Raw genomic sequence first — 17610 nt, forward strand, 5'->3', positions numbered from 1 at the left:
AGGCTTTTAAAGCGCTAGACGCGGCTTTTAGTCTTAATGGTCGCAAATACCGGTTTCTAGCATAACCGGAGTAGTTTCGCGCTCCGTCTGAAATCCATAAATTTTGATTTTAAAATTTTAGATTTAAAATTCCGAATTCCGCCGTGCTTGGAGCTCGGAATTTTTATAATTTTATTTTATCGTGTGTTTTTGGCATTCTATTTTCACGCGGGAGCCCTTTGCTGCGCCAGATCACGCCGCTTGCGATGTTAAAGCTATTGCGCCAAAGCTGCTGCGGCAGAATTCCATTTACTTTATGCAAAAGTAGTTAAAATTTCTGCCGCTCGTCGCGCCTGAGCTACTTATTGTGCCGGTCTGTTCGTCTCGCTTTAATTTTTATCGCTCGCAGCGCCCGCTTTACTTTGTCGCGCCTAAATTTTTGCCGTCCGTCGCATTAGAATCGCTCGCAGCGCTGTGATTTTCGCTGCTTGCAGAATCTGGGTTTGTCGTGCCGCTAGAGCCTGCGGAGATTGGATTTGCTATGCTTTCGCCCGCGATGCCACTTACGTTATTTATGTAGGCTACGGTGCTTATTTTATTCCATTCTCTACCGATTTTCAAAAACGCGCGCTGGCTGTCTAGGATCTCTTTAAACATTGGATCTTTCGCCGCTTCCTCGTCTAAGATTTCATTCGTTGCTTTTTTAAGCGCGGCTATCACGTCCGCAGGGAAGTCACGCACCTGCACGTCCGGAAACTGCGCTTTTAGCTCCGCCCAAATGCGAGCGTTTTCGTAAAAGCCCTTATTTTGGAAGTTCTCGCCAGCAAGTCTTGCTGCAGCCTCTAAGATCGCTTGAAGATCCGCAGGCAGCTTCTCTAGCGCCTTTTGATTTACCAGCAGCTGGCAGTCTCCCATAGGCTCTTGCCAGCCTGTGTAGTAGTATTTAGCCACTTTGTGAAATCCAAGTGGCATATCATAGACAGGGCTTACCCACTCGACCGCGTCGATCGTGCCCATCTCTAACGCCATAAATAGCTCGCCCGTAGGCACCGTGTTTATAGTGGCACCTAGCTTGCTCATCACTTCTCCGCCTAGCCCCGGTATGCGGAATTTAAGCCCTTGCAAATCTGCGACCGAGTTGATCTCTTTTTTAAACCAGCCGCCCATTTGCATGCCGGTAGATCCCATCAAAAAGGTCTTCATGCCGTATTGCGCGAACATCTTATCATTAAGCTCTCGCCCACCACCATAGTAGTACCACGCATGCTGCTCATCGGTAGTCATACCGAAAGGCACTGCCGTCCAGAGCATAGTTTTGGCGTCTTTGCCTTTATAATAATAAAGCGAAGTATATCCTAGATCGTATTGACCGCTTTTGACGAAGTCGAATATGCCAAAGCTTGCCTTGTGCTTGCTCGGCGTATCGATGCGGATCTGAAGCCTGCCGCCACTAAGGCTTTCGGCATAGTTTTTAAAATCCTCGGCGGCAGCGCCCAAAACGGGCGTAGTAGCCTCCCACGTACTAGCAAGTCTTAGGCGATAGACCTTATCGTCGCCGAAAAGCTGCGAGCCCAAAAGCATGAGACATGCAAACAAAAAAATCTTTTTCATTTCTATCCTTTCATAAAGTTTTAAATTCATAAAATTTCAAAATTTAGCGCGCCGCCGGCTTAAAATTTACTCGCGTCCTGCGTTACTGCTACTAAATCCTGCTTCACGGTGTCTATTTTATCCACGTGTTGCTTTGCTATTCTATTTTACGACGCTTCATCTTATAGGCACCTTGCTCTGCAAATGTCTTATTCCGCGACATTTTACTTCTTAGCGCCCTGCCCAAGCTTTTTATTTTACAATGCCTGGCTTTGCGACTATAGAGCGCCGCATTCGTTTTAATTTCGCTGCGTTCGGGCGTACTTACCTGCACCTGCATCATATCTAGCGATAATATTTTATCAAGCGCGCTTTCTTAAAAGCTTCCAGCTCGGATCTTTTTCGCTTAGAAATGACAAAAGTATCTTAAAATGCCATCTCTGCGCTTTTGCAGATAAAATTTTCCCTTCCTTTCAAAGCGAGCTTTGTCATTATCGGCAAGCCTGGATGCCACGCCATTTCTTTGATCTTAGACGGCAGAATCGTGCTTTTAAATTTAAAATTCCGCAATCTGCACAATCTTCGCGCCACACTGGCAAGCGGAGAGTGCGCCTTTATATTTGAATTTTGCGCCTTAGTTAAGCACAAAATTCCGCGCGGAGTTTTGATGCAAATTCCTCGCGAAACCTAGATTAGAATTTTACGCAGAGCCACCCCGCGTTGTCTAAAATTTTTTTGCAAAATTCCGTGCCGCAAAATGCACTTAAAATTTTAAATTTGCTATTGCGCGGAATTTCTTAACGTAAATTCTAAGCCTTGAAATTTTGCTCTTGTTTGACAGCATAAAATTTTAAAACAAAATTCTGTAGCCGCCATGCCTTAAAATTTTATTCGCAAAGCTTGTTTGCTAAATTTTAAAATTTTAAATCTAAATCCGCAAAATTCCGTATTTTGCGTTTTAGAAATTCTATTTAGCAAAATTTTATCTCGCGGATTTCTTGCTCTATAAATTTCTGCGCTAAATGAAATTTTACTCCGCATAGTCTGCGCTTCGTAAAATTCTAGCTCGCAAAATTTCGCTTAAAATTTCGCGAGCTAGCCCTTATTTTCAAATAACTCCGCGTGTTTGCTATGCAAAAACTCGACCACGGCGATTACCTCATCCGCGCCGCTAGCGTCCGAGTTCGCAAGCACTGTGTCGATGTTTTCGATATATAGCTGCGCCGCATCAGCGAGCCGATCGCGTTTCACACCCGCGTAGAGCAGCATCGCGTCAAGCAGGATGTTGATCTCGTAGATGAGGTCTTGCTCGGCGATTTTTTCGTCATTAGTTTTCATCTTCTTCCTTTGAAATTTGGGTTTTTTTCTCGATCAGATCCACGATTTGCGCCTTTACGGCTTCGTACGAGCTCGCGTCCTTAAAGCCCGCAAACATCCCGCCGCTCGCGTTTACGTGCCCGCCGCCGCCGAGGAGTAGCTTTGCCATTTCGCTAACGTCGATCTTGCCGTCTGCGCGGAAGCTGAGTGTTTTCTTGCTCGTTACGTCGATGAAAAAATCGACATCAGGGTTTTGCGTCAAAAAGTCGTTGCCGATGACGCTTACGTTGCCGATATTGTAGGTCAAAATGCCCTTTTTATCGAGGTAGCTGATCTCAAAGCGCTGCTTTTGCGCGCTTAGGCGGGCGACTACGAAATGCGAGACGAGATTGCTTAGCGTATCGTCGCGCTCGCCTCTAAAAAATTCCTTCTTTATGCCGTGCAGCGCGCTATCTAGCGTGATGTGAGCGTCCGGCTCATCTTGAAATTTAAAAATTTTTTCTAACAGGAAAAAGATATAATCCCTGCTCTCCCGCTCAAACATAATTTTATTGATCTCTTTCGCGCCCGAGACCATGCCGAGGCAGACCTTGCCGAGCTCAAACTCGCTCTCGTCTTTAAGCCAGATATCCACGGCATTTACGACGCGCACGAGTTTATCCAGCCGCGGCGAGCCGCCGAACATCGCGCTGAAAAAATCATAGGTGATCTTCGTGGCGCAGCGCGAAGAGTCCAGGAAATACCACGGGAATTTTTTCGCGCACTCAAGCCCGCTTTGATGATGATCCAAAAGGATCATGCGAGCGTTGCGACGTGTCAGCTCGCCGCTAAATTTCTCGCATTGCGCGGGCAGTAAATTTAGATCGGTGATTAAAACCAGGCTTTTATCGTCTGCGTTTACGGCGAGTCGCTCGTCGATACGAGCGAGGATGAGATCAAATTTTTCGTTTATCTCCTTGCCGTAGTTGGCGTTTAAAAATTCCACGTCCGTCAAGTAGTGCGCCGCGACGAACTGCGCGCCGTAGCCGTCCAGATCAGTGTGGCTTAGGTGATATATTTTCATTTGCGCTCTTTGCCGATGATGTCTGCTAGCGTGATCGTATCCATATACTCATCGACTTTCTCTTGAAGCTCGCCAAACATTAGATTGACGCGGCATAGCGTGCGACCGTTCGGGCAGGCGTCGATCCCTTCGGCGGTGCAGTCAAATACCGTCGCCTTGCGTCTTTCGGCGCTTTTGATGATCTCGCTTAGCGTGATCTCGTCCGCATTGCGCGCGAGCACGAAGCCGCCCTTGGCGCCTTTGAAGGAATTCAAAAGTTTCGCGCGAGCTAAATTTTGTAAAATTTTAGCCAAAAAGCTGCGTGAAATTCCAAGCTCGCTAGAGATCGAATCGACATCCATCGATTCCTCCTTGCCCGCGATGCAGATCATTGAAAGCAGGGCGTATTCGCTTGCTTTTGTAAAAAGCATTTATTTTCTCCTTTGGTGTCAAAGCGTGCATTTTACACAAAGAAAGCAAAAATTTAGGTTAATTAAGTATAATTGCCTCCTATTTTACCGATCAGGAGGTCATCATGGCTTTAGACACGGCTCAAAAAGCACAGATAGTTGCGAAATTCGCTAGAAGAGAGAAAGATACAGGTTCTGCGGAGGTGCAAATCGCGCTTCTTACCGAGAGGATCACGCTTCTTACTACTCATTTGCAAGCAAATCCGAAAGATTTTTCATCACGTTTAGGACTGCTAAAGCTAGTAGGCCAGCGCAAAAGGATGATGAAATATCTCAAAAACAAAGACTACGCAGTTTATTCCAAGCTCGTTAGCGAGTTAAATTTAAGAGATAAATAAGCTCCTTTGCTCGCGGCGATTGAAATTCCATCGCTATGAATGGACTAAAAATTTGTCATCGGTAGCATTTAAATTTATTGCTGCAACAGTGCCTGCTTTGGGATTTTAAACCCAAAGCAGGCGTTTTTATTTGCGAGTCATACTTTTTGTTATTTTATATCTTTAAAAAATTCATCTATATTGCACCTGAAAAGCTTCGAGAGCTTGTATAGATGAAGCAAATTGAATCGTTTTTGATCTGTGAAATTTTCCATGTTTGCGTAAAATCCGTTTGAAGCTTGACCTATGCTTAGAGCAGTTTCTAGCTGGCTTAAACCACATTCTTGGCGTATTCTCTTAACATTGCTTGCTACGATTTTTAAAAATTCTTCATCTTCTTCTTTTGTAGTTATTTGCGGCAAAGAAAGCATAGAAATAATTCCTATATAAAAGTTTTCTATAAGTTTAGTTCTTATATAATGCTTTTTCAATTTCCATCAGCGATTATTTCTATAGGGATTAAATTGTAAATGATGTAATTTTGAAATTTTTTTAATTTTAAATGAAAATCATGGATGGATTTGTAACTTTGTTTTATAAAAAAGCAATAAATTCAAAAGAGGTAAATATGAAAAAATTTGTAGCCTTTATTTTGGCTTGCATTTTAGGATTCATTACTTTCTTTATAGTAGTTGGATCTCTAAATTTTTTGCTTTTATTTAATAACCTAAAAATGGGACCAATACTCATATTGGCGCTGTTTTCATTTTTTATTTGGATCACCAAACGACTTTATTTTTTCTTTTACAGAAAGATTGGCCGCGAGCATACGGAAGAAGAGCAAAAATGAAAGCTATTATTTCCATGATTGCTCTTTTTATGAGTGCATTTTCATTGGGCGGATATACCTATTATTCCACTCAAAATAATCCTAAGGCGAAAGGTCTTGATTTGAAAATAGGAATTCCTAATTCCTTTATATTGAAGGATGGTTATAGGCCAAATGTGGTTTTAAAATTTATAGATACAAATTTAAATATAATTATGGTCCTAATATATAAATCACCGGATTTTGTGGGAGTAGAATTGAATCAAACTAATTACAAAGAATTTTGTGAGTCCAATATAGTGGATATGTCTAAAAATAATATGCTATCGCGGTTAATTTCTTGTGATATGCTAGTTATTGAAAATTTACCAGCTGTTGGTATGGTAAGTGAGATTTTAGGAAAGAGATTAAATCTAGAAATTACAAGCTATAATAATACATATTTTGTATTCTATAGAGACTATCTTATAGAAATAAATTTTGTTTCTGTTGATATGCAGAAATTATTGACCCTAGAAGATACAATATATCAGGTTTTAAATTCAATAGTAATCAATGATATGTACAGATAAAGAGCATAGATGTCACTTTTGATCTCAATTATATTTTTCCTATTATACTGTATGAGTTTTAGACCATCGTTCAATCCGTATAACCCATATAGAGATCATATATTTTTATTAAATAGGCTTTTTAAGTGGCTTTCTATCTTCTCGGCAATCATTTTTATTGTGAGAATTTTTTCATAAGGAAGGTAGTCATGAAAATATTATTGATTTCTATATGTTTTATAATAACAGCCAAATCTTATATGATAAATGGCATGTATGCAACTATGGAAAGTTGTAGATATGAACAATTTGGTTATGAATTTGGATATGTGGGTTATTATCGCGGCAACGATAATAATCTGTATATTATATTTTTTGGAAAAAATTATTGTGAATTTTAATAAGAGGAATTAAAAATGAAAAAAGTACTAGCCTTTTTAGTTTTATGTTCTTGTTGTTTTTCTGCAAATAAACAAAGTTGCAATATAGCGTTGCAACAAATTTTAAGTTATGAAAAATATCCTATAAATCAGCAAAACATGATTATTATAAATGAACCTTTTTGCGATGAATATGGGAATCTGAACAGAGTAGTGATTTTGACAAATCTATTTCTAAATAATAGCAATATGAGTATTGAAGAATTAGAAAATCACATGGCTAATAATGCGAGTCTACAGTTTTGTAGGTTTTTAAATATGGGTGGATTTTTTGACTATATTAACAAGCACACTTCATTTTATAAAACCGAAGATGGAAAAAATATATTTGAATTATCTGTAAGCAAGGAAGGTTGTGCCAAATATAGATAAATTTTAGGGTAAAAGTATCTCTAGAAGGTATAGAGAGGTCATTTAAACGCCGCAAAGCTCATAAAATTCGCCCATTTAAAGATACTCTCGACGCGCTTAAAGCCCGAGCTTAGCGCCAAGGCGCGGTTTTCCACCTCGGTGTAGGGTACGAGCACGTTTTCAAGCGCCTCTCGTTTTTGTGCGATCTCGTAGCGCGAGTAGCCCTGCGCGCGCTTGTAATCCTCGTAAATTTCGATCATCTGACGCGCGAGCGCAGGCTCTTCGTAGATGATCTTTTCGCTAAAGATCAAAACCCCGCCCTCGCGCAATCCGTCGTAAATTTTACTCACGAGCGCGGTGCGGCGCGGCGGTCTGATGAACTGCAGGGTGTAGTTTAAAATCACGGCGTCGCAGTCCGCGAGGCTTGCATCCAGCACGTCCGATACGCTAAGATCGAGCTTCGCGCCGAACGCCGCAGCCTTGGCGCGGGCGTTTTGTATCATCGCCTCCGAGCTATCGATGCCGCACAGCCGCAGATCGGGGCGCAGCGCAAACAGCGCCAGCAGCGCAGTCGCAGTCGAGCAGCCAAGATCGATCACGCGGGCCTTTTGCGGCAGCATCCGCGCCAAAAGCTCGCTGCTAAGCCGCGTGCTAGCTTCATAAAACGGCACGCTGCGCCCGATCATATCATCAAAAACCGACGCGACGCTGGCGTCAAACTCAAACTGCTTTTTGATAGGCTCTTTAAAAATTTCGTCTTTCATCTGTTTCCTTTTTTGGCTTTGCTATTTGCGCAGCGCCCGATTTATCGTCGCGAGCGAAATTTTGTCTCATGTCTGCGCGACGCCAGGTCTGCGGCCGCTACGCATAACATGCCCGTATTTGCTGTGCGCGGCAAAATGCTCAAATTTTATCCGCGGCGCAAGGGTTTTTGGTTTTTGAAAGCGTGGCGTGCTATGGCTTGCGCCTAGCCCCCCCAGCTGCGATACGCTCGGTGCGCGATTAAATTTCACATCTTGCTTGACAGGCCTTAAAATTCCGCGCCGTGCAAATACGTCCTTAAAATTCTACGCCGTATTTAGTGGGCTTAGAATTTCTCAGCATTAAATTTTACGCCACCAAATCTCGCACTGCCAAAACAGCTCCTTTAAATTCTTTAATTACGAACTTAAACAAAAGCATAGCCAAAGCTCTATTGGTAGAATTTCGCGCCCATTTTGCGATTTTACGCGCCGCAAAATGAGGCCGCTTGACAAAATCCAGCGTTTAGCTAGGTGCATAATTTAGCCGCTTGGCTCTTGCTCGGCAGCTCAGCCCTGCTAAATTTTAAAGCTTCGCAACGCAACTAAGATTTTTTATTGCCCTCAATTCTAGCGCAGCTTGCACTTGCCTCGTCTTACATAAGCCTAAGCCCAAGGTGCGTTAAAGGCCATATAGGCGGTGCACCAAGTATTCTCAGTGACAACGGGCGCACGACTTTTATACGGGACGACGCAGACGGCTCATTTAATGCGCCGTAGATGTGAAATGCAGACGGATGCATTAAATTCAAAGCGCACAGCCCGCAAATTTCATCTTTAAGCTTACAAGCCGTAGATTAAAATTTGCGGCTTCGTAGTACCGCCTCCGCCTCCCTAGCGTCTTTTAAAATCTGCTCTTTAAGCCGCGCTAGATCGCTAAATTTGCGATTTTCGCGCAGGAACTTTATAAATTTCACGCAGGCAAATTTCGCGCCGCTGTTTTTGTCCGCAGCCTCTAAATTTTTATTTTCGGCGTCCAAGCTCTCGCTCGCCGCAAAATTCTGCGTAGAAATTTCTACTGAATTACGCGTAGAAATTTCATCTAAATTTTGCGCAGAATGTGCGACTTGCCTCCCGCAGCACGGCGCGTGATCTTGCGCGGAATTTAAACCCGCCTCAAAGCCCGCAAAGTTCCCTAAAATGTGCGTTTCAAGCGCAAAAGCCCCATCGGTGCTAAGGCGCTCTCCCACAAAACTCACGCTTTTGTAGTTTGTGCCGCACACGCTCGTGACGGTTGCGTAAACGCCGCTTTTTGGCATAAAATAGCCGCTCGCATCAAGATTTAGCGTCGCTACGAACTCCCGCGCCCCGCGCCCTTGACCGCGCACGATCCGCCCACAGATCTCGTAATCTCGCCCCAAAAGTTCCGCCGCCTCTTCGCACCGACCGTGCAATAAAAGCTCTTTGATCCTGCTTGAATGCACGCCACCGCCGCTTAAGCAAAACTCCCCTAAGACGCAGGTTTGCCCGCGAAATTCGCGTCTTAAAAATTCTATGTCCCACGCCCGATCACGCCCAAATCTAAAGTCCTCGCCGACGACAATTTTTTGTAAATTTATGAAATTCTGCCTTAAAAGTGCGATAAATTCGCCTCCGCTAAGGCTTTTAATAGCGCGTAGATCGCAATAAAAAATCTTTTTGTTCGTAAATGCCTGCCGTGACGCAAAAGGGGTTAGCTTCGTGCCACCACCTGCTAGGATTACGATTATTGCGCCGTGCTCGCCTAGACGCTCAAATAATTTTTGATGTCCAAGGTGCATGCCGTCGAAGTTACCGATCGCTACGGCGTGCACGTCATCGCGGTTTGCGCCTTGTAGCGTTGCGAAAATCTCGCCACGTGTGAACTGCTCGCTTAGGCGCGCGCGTAGTACTTCCGCACAAGCAGGAAGCATGCCCTGGGCTTGCGCGTCTACGCCATTGCCGCAAGTGTCGCCACAGGCCGTTTCGTTACTGCAAGCAGTGTCTGCTTCATCTGCGCGGTGCGCATCGTCGGTTTTATTTTCACTGAGCTCTTGTCTTGTACGTTTGATATTTTGAGATGAATTTTCTCCATTGCTTGCGGAATTTCGCTCCACAAAATTTTGCAAGTTGTAATTCTGTGCGATGGAATTTCGTTCCGTAGAATTTTGCTCTTTAAAATTCCGCAGCGAAGCCTCTGTATGGTCTTTACCTGATTTTTGATTAGCCATTACTTCTGCTTTGTCCAGACGATTTTTTTGGTGTCGTAGCCGCTGTGCTTCGCCTTTTTTAGATAGAGGATGCGGATCGGCTCGGGCAGGGTTTTGGTGCGCGAGAGGATATACAGCTCGCTCGTATCGGCGCCGAAGATCAGGGCGTAGCGATAGTCGCCGTCCACCTGCGCCACGCGGTAGAGGGAGTCGGAAATCAGACCTTTTTGATAGAGCAGACCTACGCTTTTATCGCCCGCAAACTCCAACACGTGCTGCTCGTTTTCGATTTTGCCAGAGCTTGTTTTAGCGGTTTTTAGAAGATTGATCGTAGAATTTTTATCGACGAAGCACTCGTACGCGGTGTTTTGCAGCTCGCTACCGCCCTTTATACGGGCGATCTCATACCAGCCGCCGCTAAATTTAGCGATGTCGAAGTTTTTTACCAGCGGCGCTTTCGGGCTTAGGCTTTTGGCGCATGAGCCCAAAAATAGCGCGCAAAACGCCAATATAATTAAGTTTTTAAATTTCATCGCTCATCCTTTTTAGAAGATAGAAAAATTCCCTATTTCCCTCTTTGCCCGTGATTTTGCAGGCGCTAGCGTGCAGCACAGCAAGCCCCAGCTCGGCGCATAGCCGCTTAAATTTCGCTCGCGCGGCACACACCGCTTTTTCGTCCTTGAGCACGCCTTTTTTATTTCGCTTGATCTCCGCGCCCACCTCGAATTGCGGCTTAAATAGCACGATGAGAGCGTTTTTTGCGAGGCTAGCGAGACTTTTTAAGATCAAATTTAGCGAGATGAAGCTCACGTCGCAGGTGATGAGATCAAATTTTTTCTCGCTTGCAAACTCCCTGATGTCGGTCTTTTCGCGCACGATCACGCGAGGGTTGTGCCGCAAAATTTCGCTTAGCTGCGAGCTGCCGACGTCAAGCGCGGTCACGCTCTTTGCGCCGCGCTGCAGTAAAATCTGCACGAATCCGCCCGTGCTGCTGCCTACGTCCAAAACATCGGCTCCCGCTAAATTTAAAATATCTTTTTGCGAGGGCTTTGTTTGTACCAGCTCCGCGCTGCTTTCTCTGCGGCACGTGCCCGCCTTGCCGCCCGATTTGGAGGCTTTCGCCGCATTTAAAATCTCTGTCGTCTCGGCGCCTGCGCTCGTCTGTAAAAATTTCACCGTTTGCTTGCTTGTACCGGTTTGTGAAAGCTCCGCCGTCTCGGCGCTAGTTTTTGCGGTACGGATCGCCTCGGTAGTCGCTTTGGAGCCCTTTATCGTCGCGGCAGCCGCGCTTGGAATTTTATCAGCCTCGTTCGCGCTCAAAATTTTATTCGTAGCCGCAAAATCTGCACTTGAAATTTGCGTCGTTACCTCGCCCACTCTTTGCGTCGCTGCCGCTTTGCTATCCGCGCTCTTTGCGCCGCTGCACGGTTTTGAAATTTCTGCCGCCGAGTTAGGCAAATTTGCGCCGCAGCTTGCTAAAAGCCCGTTTTCGGCGAGCTCGTCCAGAAAGCCCGCAAGCTTGAGTGCGCCCCTACTTACGTAAATTTGATCAATCGCGCTGATTTCGCCACTCTGCTCGGGCGCGATCTGCACAGAGGGCCTGTTTTGCACGGCGCCACGCAGCAAAATTTTATCCTGCTTTATCAGCGCGGCAGCCTGATTTCTGCTGATTTTAAGCGTATTTGCGACGAGCAGATCGAATCTCATTTTATCTTTTCTCCGCGCGGCGATGAAATTTTAAAGCTTACGCAGCTTTTGTGCGAGCTTGAGTTTGAAATTTTATCGCGCATAGCAAAGTCGCGTGCAGCAGCGCTGCAAGGCTCAAATTTTAGCCCGCGCCGTGCTGCAAATTTAGCCATACTGCGCGTTGCAGGTTTCTGCTCGCCGTGCGTTGCAAATTTTATCTTGCCGCTAGCGAAAATTTTAAAATTTTTCCTATTGGCACAGTGTTTTAGCGCCGCAAAATTTGAGATATTCTTGCTTACAGCCGCATCTATGGGCATCGTGCGCGCCGTCTTGGCGCCGCGGCAAGTATAGCCCGCGTGCCTCGCAGAAACCGCCTCTCGGTCTGCCGTTTTTACGCACGCCTTAGAGCCCAGCGATCTTACATCGACCGCTCGATTTATTGCTTTTGCCACTTGCTCGTGCGCCATAAAATTTTTAAAATTCTCGCGCCTTGTAAAAGATATAAGCGCCGCAGGGCGGAAGCCGCTTTTAAAATTTAATCCCACGCCGTTTGCGTGCAGGTTTGGCACCAAGCAAAAATTCTTCACTCGCCGCTCTCCGCAAGTGCTTCGGGCTCGCTCTTGCCGGGCGAATTTACGCCGGGCGTCGCCAGGCTCGCAAGCGCTTCAAACTCGCTCTCGTCGATTATCCGTACGCCTAGAGAGCGAGCTTTTTGCAGCTTGGAGCCCGCGTCCGCGCCCACAAGCACGAAGTCGGTCTTGGCAGATACCGAGCCCTGCACCTTCGCGCCCATCGCCAAAAGCCTGGCCTTAAACTCGTCGCGCGGACGGCTGAGCGTGCCGGTGATGACGACGCTGCAGTCCGTGAAGGCGCTTTTGACGGTCTGCATATGGGGCGCGCGCGGCGTGATGATTTTGCTTAAATTTAGAATTTTTTCGCGATTTATCTTGCAAAACTCCGCTAGGCTCCTTGCCATCGCCTCTCCAAAGCCCTCCAGGCGCAGAATTCCATCCTCGCTCGCATCCAGCCAATCCTGCCCGAACGCCGCGGCGATCTTGCGCGCGGCCACCTCGCCGATGTGTTCGATCCCGAGTGAGGCGATGAAGCGCTCAAGCGGCGCGTTTTTGCTCGCATTTATCGCGCCCAAAAGATTTGAAATTTTTTTATCCGCAAAGCCCTCAAGATCCGCCAAATCCTGCGCGCTGAGGGCGTAAATGTCGCTGATCTTTGAAATTTTGCCGCTTTCAAAAAGCTGCGTGATCGTCGCGTCGCTTAGCCCTTCGATATTCATGCATTTTTTGGAGCAGAAATAGATCAGCGAGCCTATCACGCGCGCCTTGCAATCGAGGTTTTGACACTTTATGAGCGCGCCTTCGTCAAGTAGCTTCTCACCGCAAACCGGGCAGCGATCGGGGCGCAAAATTTCGCTCTGCGTGCCGTCTCTGCGCTGTTTGTAAACGCTCGTGATCTTCGGGATCACGTCGCCGCTGCGGATGATGCCTACGAAATCGTTTTTCATCAGCCCCAGCCGCGCGATCTCGTCGAAATTATGAAGCGTCGCGTTTGAAACGTTCGCGCCGTCGATATTTACGCTATCTACGACGGCTACGGGGGTGACCGCGCCGGTGCGGCCGACCTGCAGATTGATCTCGCGCAGCCGCGTTACCTTTTCGACCGCGGGGAATTTATACGCGACCATAAAGCGCGGAAATTTCACCGTATAGCCCATCTGCGCGCACTTTGAAAGCTCGTTTACGCGGATTACCATGCCGTCTAGCATCAGGTCTTTGCTCGCGCGCATGCTATGCAGCGCCTCGTACGCAGCCCTGATCTCGCTTGCGCCCGAGCAGATGCGGCAAAACTCATCGCGCAAAAAGCCGAGACTGCGCACAAACTCCATTATCTGCGAGTGCAGCGCAAAACTTAAGGAATGCTCGCCCACTCCCCACGGGATAAATTTTAGCTTCCGCTTCGCTACGATCGCGCTATCCAGCTGGCGCAGGCTTCCCGCGGCGGCGTTGCGCGGGTTTGAAAACAGGCTCTCGCCGTTTGCGGCGCGCTCGTCGTTTAGCGCGTCAAAATCGCTCTTTGCGATCAGCGTCTCGCCGCGGATCTCGATCCTTCCCGCGTAGGGGATCTGTAGCGGCACCGATTTGATCGCTCTTGCGTTTTGCGTCACGTCCTCGCCTATAAGCCCGTCGCCGCGCGTCGCCGCGCTTATTAGCACGCCGCCTTCGTAGGTCAAATTTAAGCTCGCGCCGTCAAATTTCGGCTCGACGTAAAACTGCGCGCCGCTCTTCTCGCCGCGAGCTAGCCACGCCAAAAGATCCGCGTCGTCGAAAATATCCTCCATCGACCACATCTGCGCGCCGTGAGCGAGTTTGGAAAAGCCCTCGCTGATCGCGCCTCCGATGCGCCTTGTGGGCGAGTAGGGCAGCGCGAGCGCGGGGTTTTGCTCCTCGAATTTCTCCGCTTGCGAATAAAGCTCGTCGTACTCCTCGTCGCTTGCGATCGGCCGATCGTCGGTGTAATATGCCCGCGCCCACGCATTTAGCGTATCTACCGCGGATCTGTATTCATCGTAATTCATCTTGCGCTCGCATCTTTAAATTTTAAAATTCCACGCTCCGTTAAAATTTTACGTCGCGTTAGAATTTTACGCTCCGCGGCAGGTCTCTGCGTCCCAAACACTGCGGCGCATAACGGGTAAATTTTAATTTCCATTGCCGAACTCCTTTAGCGCGCGCTCGTAATCAGCCGGCGTGTCGATGCCGATGCTTTTGGTTTCGATACCTAGCATCGCGATCTTCTCGCCCGCGCTTATGGCGCGAAGCTGCTCGAGTTTTTCGGTATCTTCCAGCGCTGAGGCGGGCAGGGCGCAAAACCGCTTTAAATTTCGCACGCTGTATGCGTAGATGCCGATGTGTCCGAGGTAGCACTCGCATGCCGCGCGCGGGTAGGGGATGAGCGAGCGCGAAAAATAGATCGCAAAGCCCGCGTTATCGAGCACTAGCTTGACTAAATTCGGATCCTCCGCCGCCTGAGGGCTTATATATTTGTAGCAGCTCGCCATAAATGCGTCATTTTGCGCGATCATGGCGTTGGCGAAATCTTTAAATTTAATCAAATTTTCGCTCTCAAAGAATGGCTCGTCGGCTTGGATATTGATGATGATCTCGTTCTCCGCAAGCGCTGCGTTTGCGACCGCTTCATTGATCCGATCGGTGCCGCTTTGATGCTCGCGCGCAGTAAGAACGGCGTCAAAGCCGTAATCTTGCGCGATCTTTAAAATTTGCGGCTCATCTACGGCGATTAGCACGCGGTCTGCCTTGGCGGCATTTTGAGCCGTTTTGATAAACATCGGCACGCCGCCGAACTCACATAAAATTTTATTTTTAAAGCGCGTCGAAGCAAGGCGCGCGGGGATTACTATCATTTTTTTATCCACTCCATTATGGCGTTTTTGATCTCGCTTTGCTCCACGACGCTGGAGTGTACCTGCGGCGCGCTAAAAAGGCGCGAGATCTGCGGCGGAATGTCGCTGCGGAATTCCTTTGAAAGCGCGATCATATCGGCCCTTTCGTCCTCGCAAGCCCTGCCTTTGATCGCGCCGATCATCGACGGCGTAAATTTAATCCATTTCGCGGTCGAGATGACGAGATTTAGGCGGCTTTCGTCAAGCAGCTTAAAGCAGGTCGCCGTGTGCGGGTCTACGAGCACGCCGCGGCTGCTTTCTTGCTTGATAAACTTAGCACACTGCGCATCGTCGCAAAAATCCGCCTCGAAGACCTCGCGCAGCTTCGCAAGCTCGCTTGCGCTAAGCTTATAAAATTTATCTCGCGCCAGGCTTTGCATCAGCTCGCTCGTGCGCGCATCGCCGAACATATCGCTAAGCAGCCGCTCGACGTTGGAGCTAACTAAAATATCCATCGCAGGGCTGATCGTGCGGATGAGCTCGCGCTTTCGCAGATCGTAGATGCCGCGCGTAAAAAGCTCGGTTAGGATATTGTTCGCGTTTGAAGCGATCTTGATTTTGCCGATCTTTGCGCCCATTTTTTTGGCGAAATACGCTCCCAGCGCGTTGCCGAAATTTCCGCTAGGCACTATGACGTCGAAGGTGTTAAATTTAGCGCTCGGTTTTACGCTATGCGCGCTGTTTGCGCCCGCTGCGGCGTCTAAATTTTGACTGCACGCCTGGCACTGATCGCTTTGGTTTAAATTTTGTTCGGGGCTCAATACGCCGTGCTTTGAGAAATAGATACTAGCATAGATGTAGTAGATGATCTGAAATAAAATCCTGCCGAAATTTACCGAGTTTGCGGCGCTTAGATTTAAATTTGCCCGCGCGAGCTCGTTTTTAAAATCGTCGTCAGCCAGCAGCGATTTTAGCGCGCGCTGCGTATCGTCGAAGTTGCCGCATACGCCTAAAATTTTAAGATTTGCCGCGCTTTGTTTGACCATCTGCTGGCGCTGTATCTCGCTCGTGCCGCCCTGTGGGTAGAGGCAGACCGCTTTGATGTTTTCGTCATCCGCAAAAGCCTCCAGCGTCGCAGGCCCCGTGTCGCCACTCGTAGCGCACATTATCAAAAATTTTTCATTTCTAGCTTTTGCGATGCTTTTTAAAAGCACGCCGAAGGGCTGCAGCGCCATATCCTTAAACGCAAGCGTCGGGCCGTGGTAAAGCTCCAAAATATAGGCATTTTCGCTTAGCTTTTTGATCTGGACGGGGCAGGCGGGATTTTCAAATTTATCGTAGCGCTTTAGCGCACTCTCAAAGACCTCGCTGCTTACGTCAAAATCGAAACTCTCGATGATTTTAAGCGCGATCTGTTTGTAGCTCAGATCCTCGCACTGCTTAAAAAAATCCTCGCTCAAAAGCGGCAGCCGCTCGGGGCTGAAAAGACCGCCGCCGCTCGCGCTCGGATTTAGCAGCGCGTAGCTAAGATCGGCTTTTTGCGAAAAATCTCTCGTAGAAACCAGTTTCATCTTTTTCCTTTTTAAAATTTACGCCCGCCTAGGCGCTTTAAATTTGATCGTTTGGACTTTTTGCGCGGACTCGCGGCATTGCGGTTTTAAGCCTCCCGCCTCCGCACTCGCGCCTAAATTTCTTCCTTTATCAAACTTCCTATGCCGCCGTCCGTGAAAAGCTCAAGCAGGATCGAGTGCGGAATTTTGCCGTTGATGATATGCGCGGCATTTGCGCCGTTTCGCACGCACTGCAGGCACGCATCGACCTTTGGGATCATGCCGCCTGCGATCGTGCCGTCCTTTTTAAGCTTCGAAATGAGTGCGGCATCGAGTTTGCTGATTAAATTTCCATCTTTATCAAGCACGCCGTCAATGTCGCTTAAAAATATCGCCTTGCTCGCTTTTAGCGCGGCTGCGATCCTGCTGGCGCAGAGATCGGCGTTGATATTAAAGCTCACGTTTTCGTCCGTCTCACCGCCCGCAAGCGGGGCGATTACCGGCAGATAGTCCTTTTGCAGCAGGTCGTTTATCAGCTTGGTGTTTACCTCGGTGATCTCGCCTACGAAGCCGTATTTTTTCTCATCGAGAAATTTTGCCTTCAAAAGCCCGCCGTCCTTGCCGCTGATACCGATCGCGGGCGCGCCGTTTTGGTTCAAAAGTGCCGTAATCTCTTTATTCACCGCGCCGCTTAGCACCATCTCGGTAATTTCGATCGCGTCTTTACTCGTTACGCGAAGACCGTCCTTAAACTCGCTCTGCACGCCGATCTTATCCAGGGTCTGATTGATCTTTTTGCCGCCGCCGTGCACGACGATGATCTTGATGCCGACCATATGCAAAAGCACGATGTCGCGGGCAAAATCAAGCTTGAGCGCATCGTCGGTTTGCGCCGCGCCGCCGTATTTAACGACGAAAATTTTATCTCTAAATTTACGGATATAGGGCAGCGCAGAGATGATGACTTCGGCGGTTTTGCTCTTTTTTATCATAAAATTCCTTTAAAAACCTTATTTTATCATAGTTTGGTTTATGTAGTTTTGAATTTTGCGGATAAAGTTTTCGCTTAGCTTCAAATTTAACAAAATCACTGAAATTTCTGCGC

The 17610-nt window shown here is 47.5% G+C and carries 19 protein-coding genes; 4 read left to right on the forward strand and 15 right to left on the reverse strand.

Annotated features, from left to right (window positions below; translation table 11 throughout):
- Positions 1 to 396: 396 nt before the first annotated feature.
- The 4 genes from KH703_RS09205 to KH703_RS09220 all read right to left on the reverse strand — a co-directional run bounded on the left by KH703_RS09205 (position 397) and on the right by KH703_RS09220 (position 4359).
- Positions 397 to 1590: a TRAP transporter substrate-binding protein gene (locus KH703_RS09205; RefSeq protein ID WP_304295565.1), complete on the reverse strand. Its 1194-nt coding sequence runs from the start codon at positions 1588 to 1590 to the stop codon at positions 397 to 399.
- Positions 1591 to 2664: 1074 nt separating this feature from the next.
- Positions 2665 to 2907: a hypothetical protein gene (locus KH703_RS09210; protein WP_304295566.1), complete on the reverse strand. Its 243-nt coding sequence runs from the start codon at positions 2905 to 2907 to the stop codon at positions 2665 to 2667.
- Positions 2897 to 3949 carry a DHH family phosphoesterase gene (locus KH703_RS09215; RefSeq protein WP_304295567.1) on the reverse strand — a complete coding sequence of 351 codons (1053 nt, stop codon included), beginning with the start codon at positions 3947 to 3949 and terminating at the stop codon, positions 2897 to 2899. The genes KH703_RS09210 and KH703_RS09215 overlap by 11 nt, the downstream gene beginning before the upstream one ends.
- A complete protein-coding gene (locus KH703_RS09220; protein ID WP_297961825.1) occupies positions 3946 to 4359 on the reverse strand; it encodes an Rrf2 family transcriptional regulator in 414 nt (137 codons plus the stop codon). The genes KH703_RS09215 and KH703_RS09220 overlap by 4 nt, the downstream gene beginning before the upstream one ends.
- A gap of 104 nt (positions 4360 to 4463) precedes the next feature.
- On the opposite strand from KH703_RS09220, the gene rpsO reads away from it, so the two are divergent.
- Complete coding sequence (gene rpsO, locus KH703_RS09225) at positions 4464 to 4736, forward strand: 30S ribosomal protein S15 (RefSeq protein WP_005871877.1); 273 nt, start codon at positions 4464 to 4466, stop codon at positions 4734 to 4736.
- Positions 4737 to 4885: 149 nt separating this feature from the next.
- On the opposite strand, the gene KH703_RS09230 is transcribed toward rpsO, so the two are convergent.
- Positions 4886 to 5146, reverse strand: a complete 261-nt coding sequence (locus KH703_RS09230; protein WP_298021748.1) for a helix-turn-helix domain-containing protein — start codon at positions 5144 to 5146, stop codon at positions 4886 to 4888.
- A gap of 140 nt (positions 5147 to 5286) precedes the next feature.
- Here KH703_RS09230 and KH703_RS09235 point away from each other — a divergent pair, with 140 nt between their 5' ends.
- From KH703_RS09235 to KH703_RS09245, 3 genes are all read left to right on the forward strand, one after another.
- A complete protein-coding gene (locus tag KH703_RS09235; protein ID WP_304295568.1) occupies positions 5287 to 5565 on the forward strand; it encodes a hypothetical protein in 279 nt (92 codons plus the stop codon).
- Positions 5562 to 6116 carry a hypothetical protein gene (locus KH703_RS09240; protein ID WP_304295569.1) on the forward strand — a complete coding sequence of 185 codons (555 nt, stop codon included), beginning with the start codon at positions 5562 to 5564 and terminating at the stop codon, positions 6114 to 6116. The genes KH703_RS09235 and KH703_RS09240 overlap by 4 nt, the downstream gene beginning before the upstream one ends.
- 395 nt (positions 6117 to 6511) lie before the next feature.
- Entirely contained in the window at positions 6512 to 6907 is a 396-nt protein-coding gene (locus KH703_RS09245; RefSeq protein WP_304295570.1) for a hypothetical protein, read from the forward strand.
- A 38-nt stretch (positions 6908 to 6945) separates the two neighbouring features.
- Here KH703_RS09245 and cmoA read toward each other — a convergent pair whose 3' ends face one another.
- The 10 genes from cmoA to argB form a co-directional block, all read right to left on the reverse strand.
- The gene (cmoA, locus tag KH703_RS09250) at positions 6946 to 7650 is read right to left on the reverse strand and encodes a carboxy-S-adenosyl-L-methionine synthase CmoA (RefSeq protein WP_304295571.1); all 705 of its coding nucleotides are present in this window, start codon (positions 7648 to 7650) and stop codon (positions 6946 to 6948) included.
- Between the two features lie 833 nt (positions 7651 to 8483).
- Positions 8484 to 9875, reverse strand: a complete 1392-nt coding sequence (locus KH703_RS09255) for a riboflavin kinase (protein ID WP_304295572.1) — start codon at positions 9873 to 9875, stop codon at positions 8484 to 8486.
- Entirely contained in the window at positions 9875 to 10387 is a 513-nt protein-coding gene (locus tag KH703_RS09260; protein WP_304295573.1) for a lipocalin family protein, read from the reverse strand. The genes KH703_RS09255 and KH703_RS09260 overlap by 1 nt, the downstream gene beginning before the upstream one ends.
- The gene (locus tag KH703_RS09265) at positions 10377 to 11561 is read right to left on the reverse strand and encodes an SAM-dependent methyltransferase (RefSeq protein WP_304295575.1); all 1185 of its coding nucleotides are present in this window, start codon (positions 11559 to 11561) and stop codon (positions 10377 to 10379) included. Before KH703_RS09265 ends, KH703_RS09260 begins: the two co-directional genes overlap by 11 nt.
- Positions 11558 to 12127: a hypothetical protein gene (locus tag KH703_RS09270; protein WP_304295576.1), complete on the reverse strand. Its 570-nt coding sequence runs from the start codon at positions 12125 to 12127 to the stop codon at positions 11558 to 11560. Before KH703_RS09270 ends, KH703_RS09265 begins: the two co-directional genes overlap by 4 nt.
- Entirely contained in the window at positions 12124 to 14130 is a 2007-nt protein-coding gene (ligA, locus tag KH703_RS09275) for an NAD-dependent DNA ligase LigA (protein ID WP_304295577.1), read from the reverse strand. Before ligA ends, KH703_RS09270 begins: the two co-directional genes overlap by 4 nt.
- The gene (locus KH703_RS09280; protein ID WP_304295578.1) at positions 14127 to 14264 is read right to left on the reverse strand and encodes a hypothetical protein; all 138 of its coding nucleotides are present in this window, start codon (positions 14262 to 14264) and stop codon (positions 14127 to 14129) included. Before KH703_RS09280 ends, ligA begins: the two co-directional genes overlap by 4 nt.
- Positions 14254 to 14976: a 3-deoxy-manno-octulosonate cytidylyltransferase gene (gene kdsB, locus KH703_RS09285; RefSeq protein WP_304295580.1), complete on the reverse strand. Its 723-nt coding sequence runs from the start codon at positions 14974 to 14976 to the stop codon at positions 14254 to 14256. The genes KH703_RS09280 and kdsB overlap by 11 nt, the downstream gene beginning before the upstream one ends.
- The gene (gene thrC, locus KH703_RS09290; protein WP_304295582.1) at positions 14973 to 16526 is read right to left on the reverse strand and encodes a threonine synthase; all 1554 of its coding nucleotides are present in this window, start codon (positions 16524 to 16526) and stop codon (positions 14973 to 14975) included. Before thrC ends, kdsB begins: the two co-directional genes overlap by 4 nt.
- 113 nt (positions 16527 to 16639) lie before the next feature.
- Positions 16640 to 17497 (reverse strand): acetylglutamate kinase, encoded by an 858-nt coding sequence (gene argB / locus KH703_RS09295; protein ID WP_304295584.1) that lies wholly within the window; start codon positions 17495 to 17497, stop codon positions 16640 to 16642.
- Positions 17498 to 17610: the final 113 nt, after the last annotated feature.

This window comes from Campylobacter gracilis, assembly GCF_018374135.1.
GTDB classification, from domain to species: Bacteria; Campylobacterota; Campylobacteria; order Campylobacterales; family Campylobacteraceae; genus Campylobacter_B; species Campylobacter_B gracilis_A.

Coding starts and splice junctions, on each gene's coding strand:
- KH703_RS09205 (WP_304295565.1), bottom strand. CDS start 1,590: ATGAAAAAGATTTTTTTGTTTGCATGTCTCATGCTTTTGGGCTCGCAG.
- KH703_RS09210 (WP_304295566.1), bottom strand. CDS start 2,907: ATGAAAACTAATGACGAAAAAATCGCCGAGCAAGACCTCATCTACGAG.
- KH703_RS09215 (WP_304295567.1), bottom strand. CDS start 3,949: ATGAAAATATATCACCTAAGCCACACTGATCTGGACGGCTACGGCGCG.
- KH703_RS09220 (WP_297961825.1), bottom strand. CDS start 4,359: ATGCTTTTTACAAAAGCAAGCGAATACGCCCTGCTTTCAATGATCTGC.
- rpsO (WP_005871877.1), top strand. CDS start 4,464: ATGGCTTTAGACACGGCTCAAAAAGCACAGATAGTTGCGAAATTCGCT.
- KH703_RS09230 (WP_298021748.1), bottom strand. CDS start 5,146: ATGCTTTCTTTGCCGCAAATAACTACAAAAGAAGAAGATGAAGAATTT.
- KH703_RS09235 (WP_304295568.1), top strand. CDS start 5,287: ATGGATGGATTTGTAACTTTGTTTTATAAAAAAGCAATAAATTCAAAA.
- KH703_RS09240 (WP_304295569.1), top strand. CDS start 5,562: ATGAAAGCTATTATTTCCATGATTGCTCTTTTTATGAGTGCATTTTCA.
- KH703_RS09245 (WP_304295570.1), top strand. CDS start 6,512: ATGAAAAAAGTACTAGCCTTTTTAGTTTTATGTTCTTGTTGTTTTTCT.
- cmoA (WP_304295571.1), bottom strand. CDS start 7,650: ATGAAAGACGAAATTTTTAAAGAGCCTATCAAAAAGCAGTTTGAGTTT.
- KH703_RS09255 (WP_304295572.1), bottom strand. CDS start 9,875: ATGGCTAATCAAAAATCAGGTAAAGACCATACAGAGGCTTCGCTGCGG.
- KH703_RS09260 (WP_304295573.1), bottom strand. CDS start 10,387: ATGAAATTTAAAAACTTAATTATATTGGCGTTTTGCGCGCTATTTTTG.
- KH703_RS09265 (WP_304295575.1), bottom strand. CDS start 11,561: ATGAGATTCGATCTGCTCGTCGCAAATACGCTTAAAATCAGCAGAAAT.
- ligA (WP_304295577.1), bottom strand. CDS start 14,130: ATGAATTACGATGAATACAGATCCGCGGTAGATACGCTAAATGCGTGG.
- KH703_RS09280 (WP_304295578.1), bottom strand. CDS start 14,264: ATGGAAATTAAAATTTACCCGTTATGCGCCGCAGTGTTTGGGACGCAG.
- kdsB (WP_304295580.1), bottom strand. CDS start 14,976: ATGATAGTAATCCCCGCGCGCCTTGCTTCGACGCGCTTTAAAAATAAA.
- thrC (WP_304295582.1), bottom strand. CDS start 16,526: ATGAAACTGGTTTCTACGAGAGATTTTTCGCAAAAAGCCGATCTTAGC.
- argB (WP_304295584.1), bottom strand. CDS start 17,497: ATGATAAAAAAGAGCAAAACCGCCGAAGTCATCATCTCTGCGCTGCCC.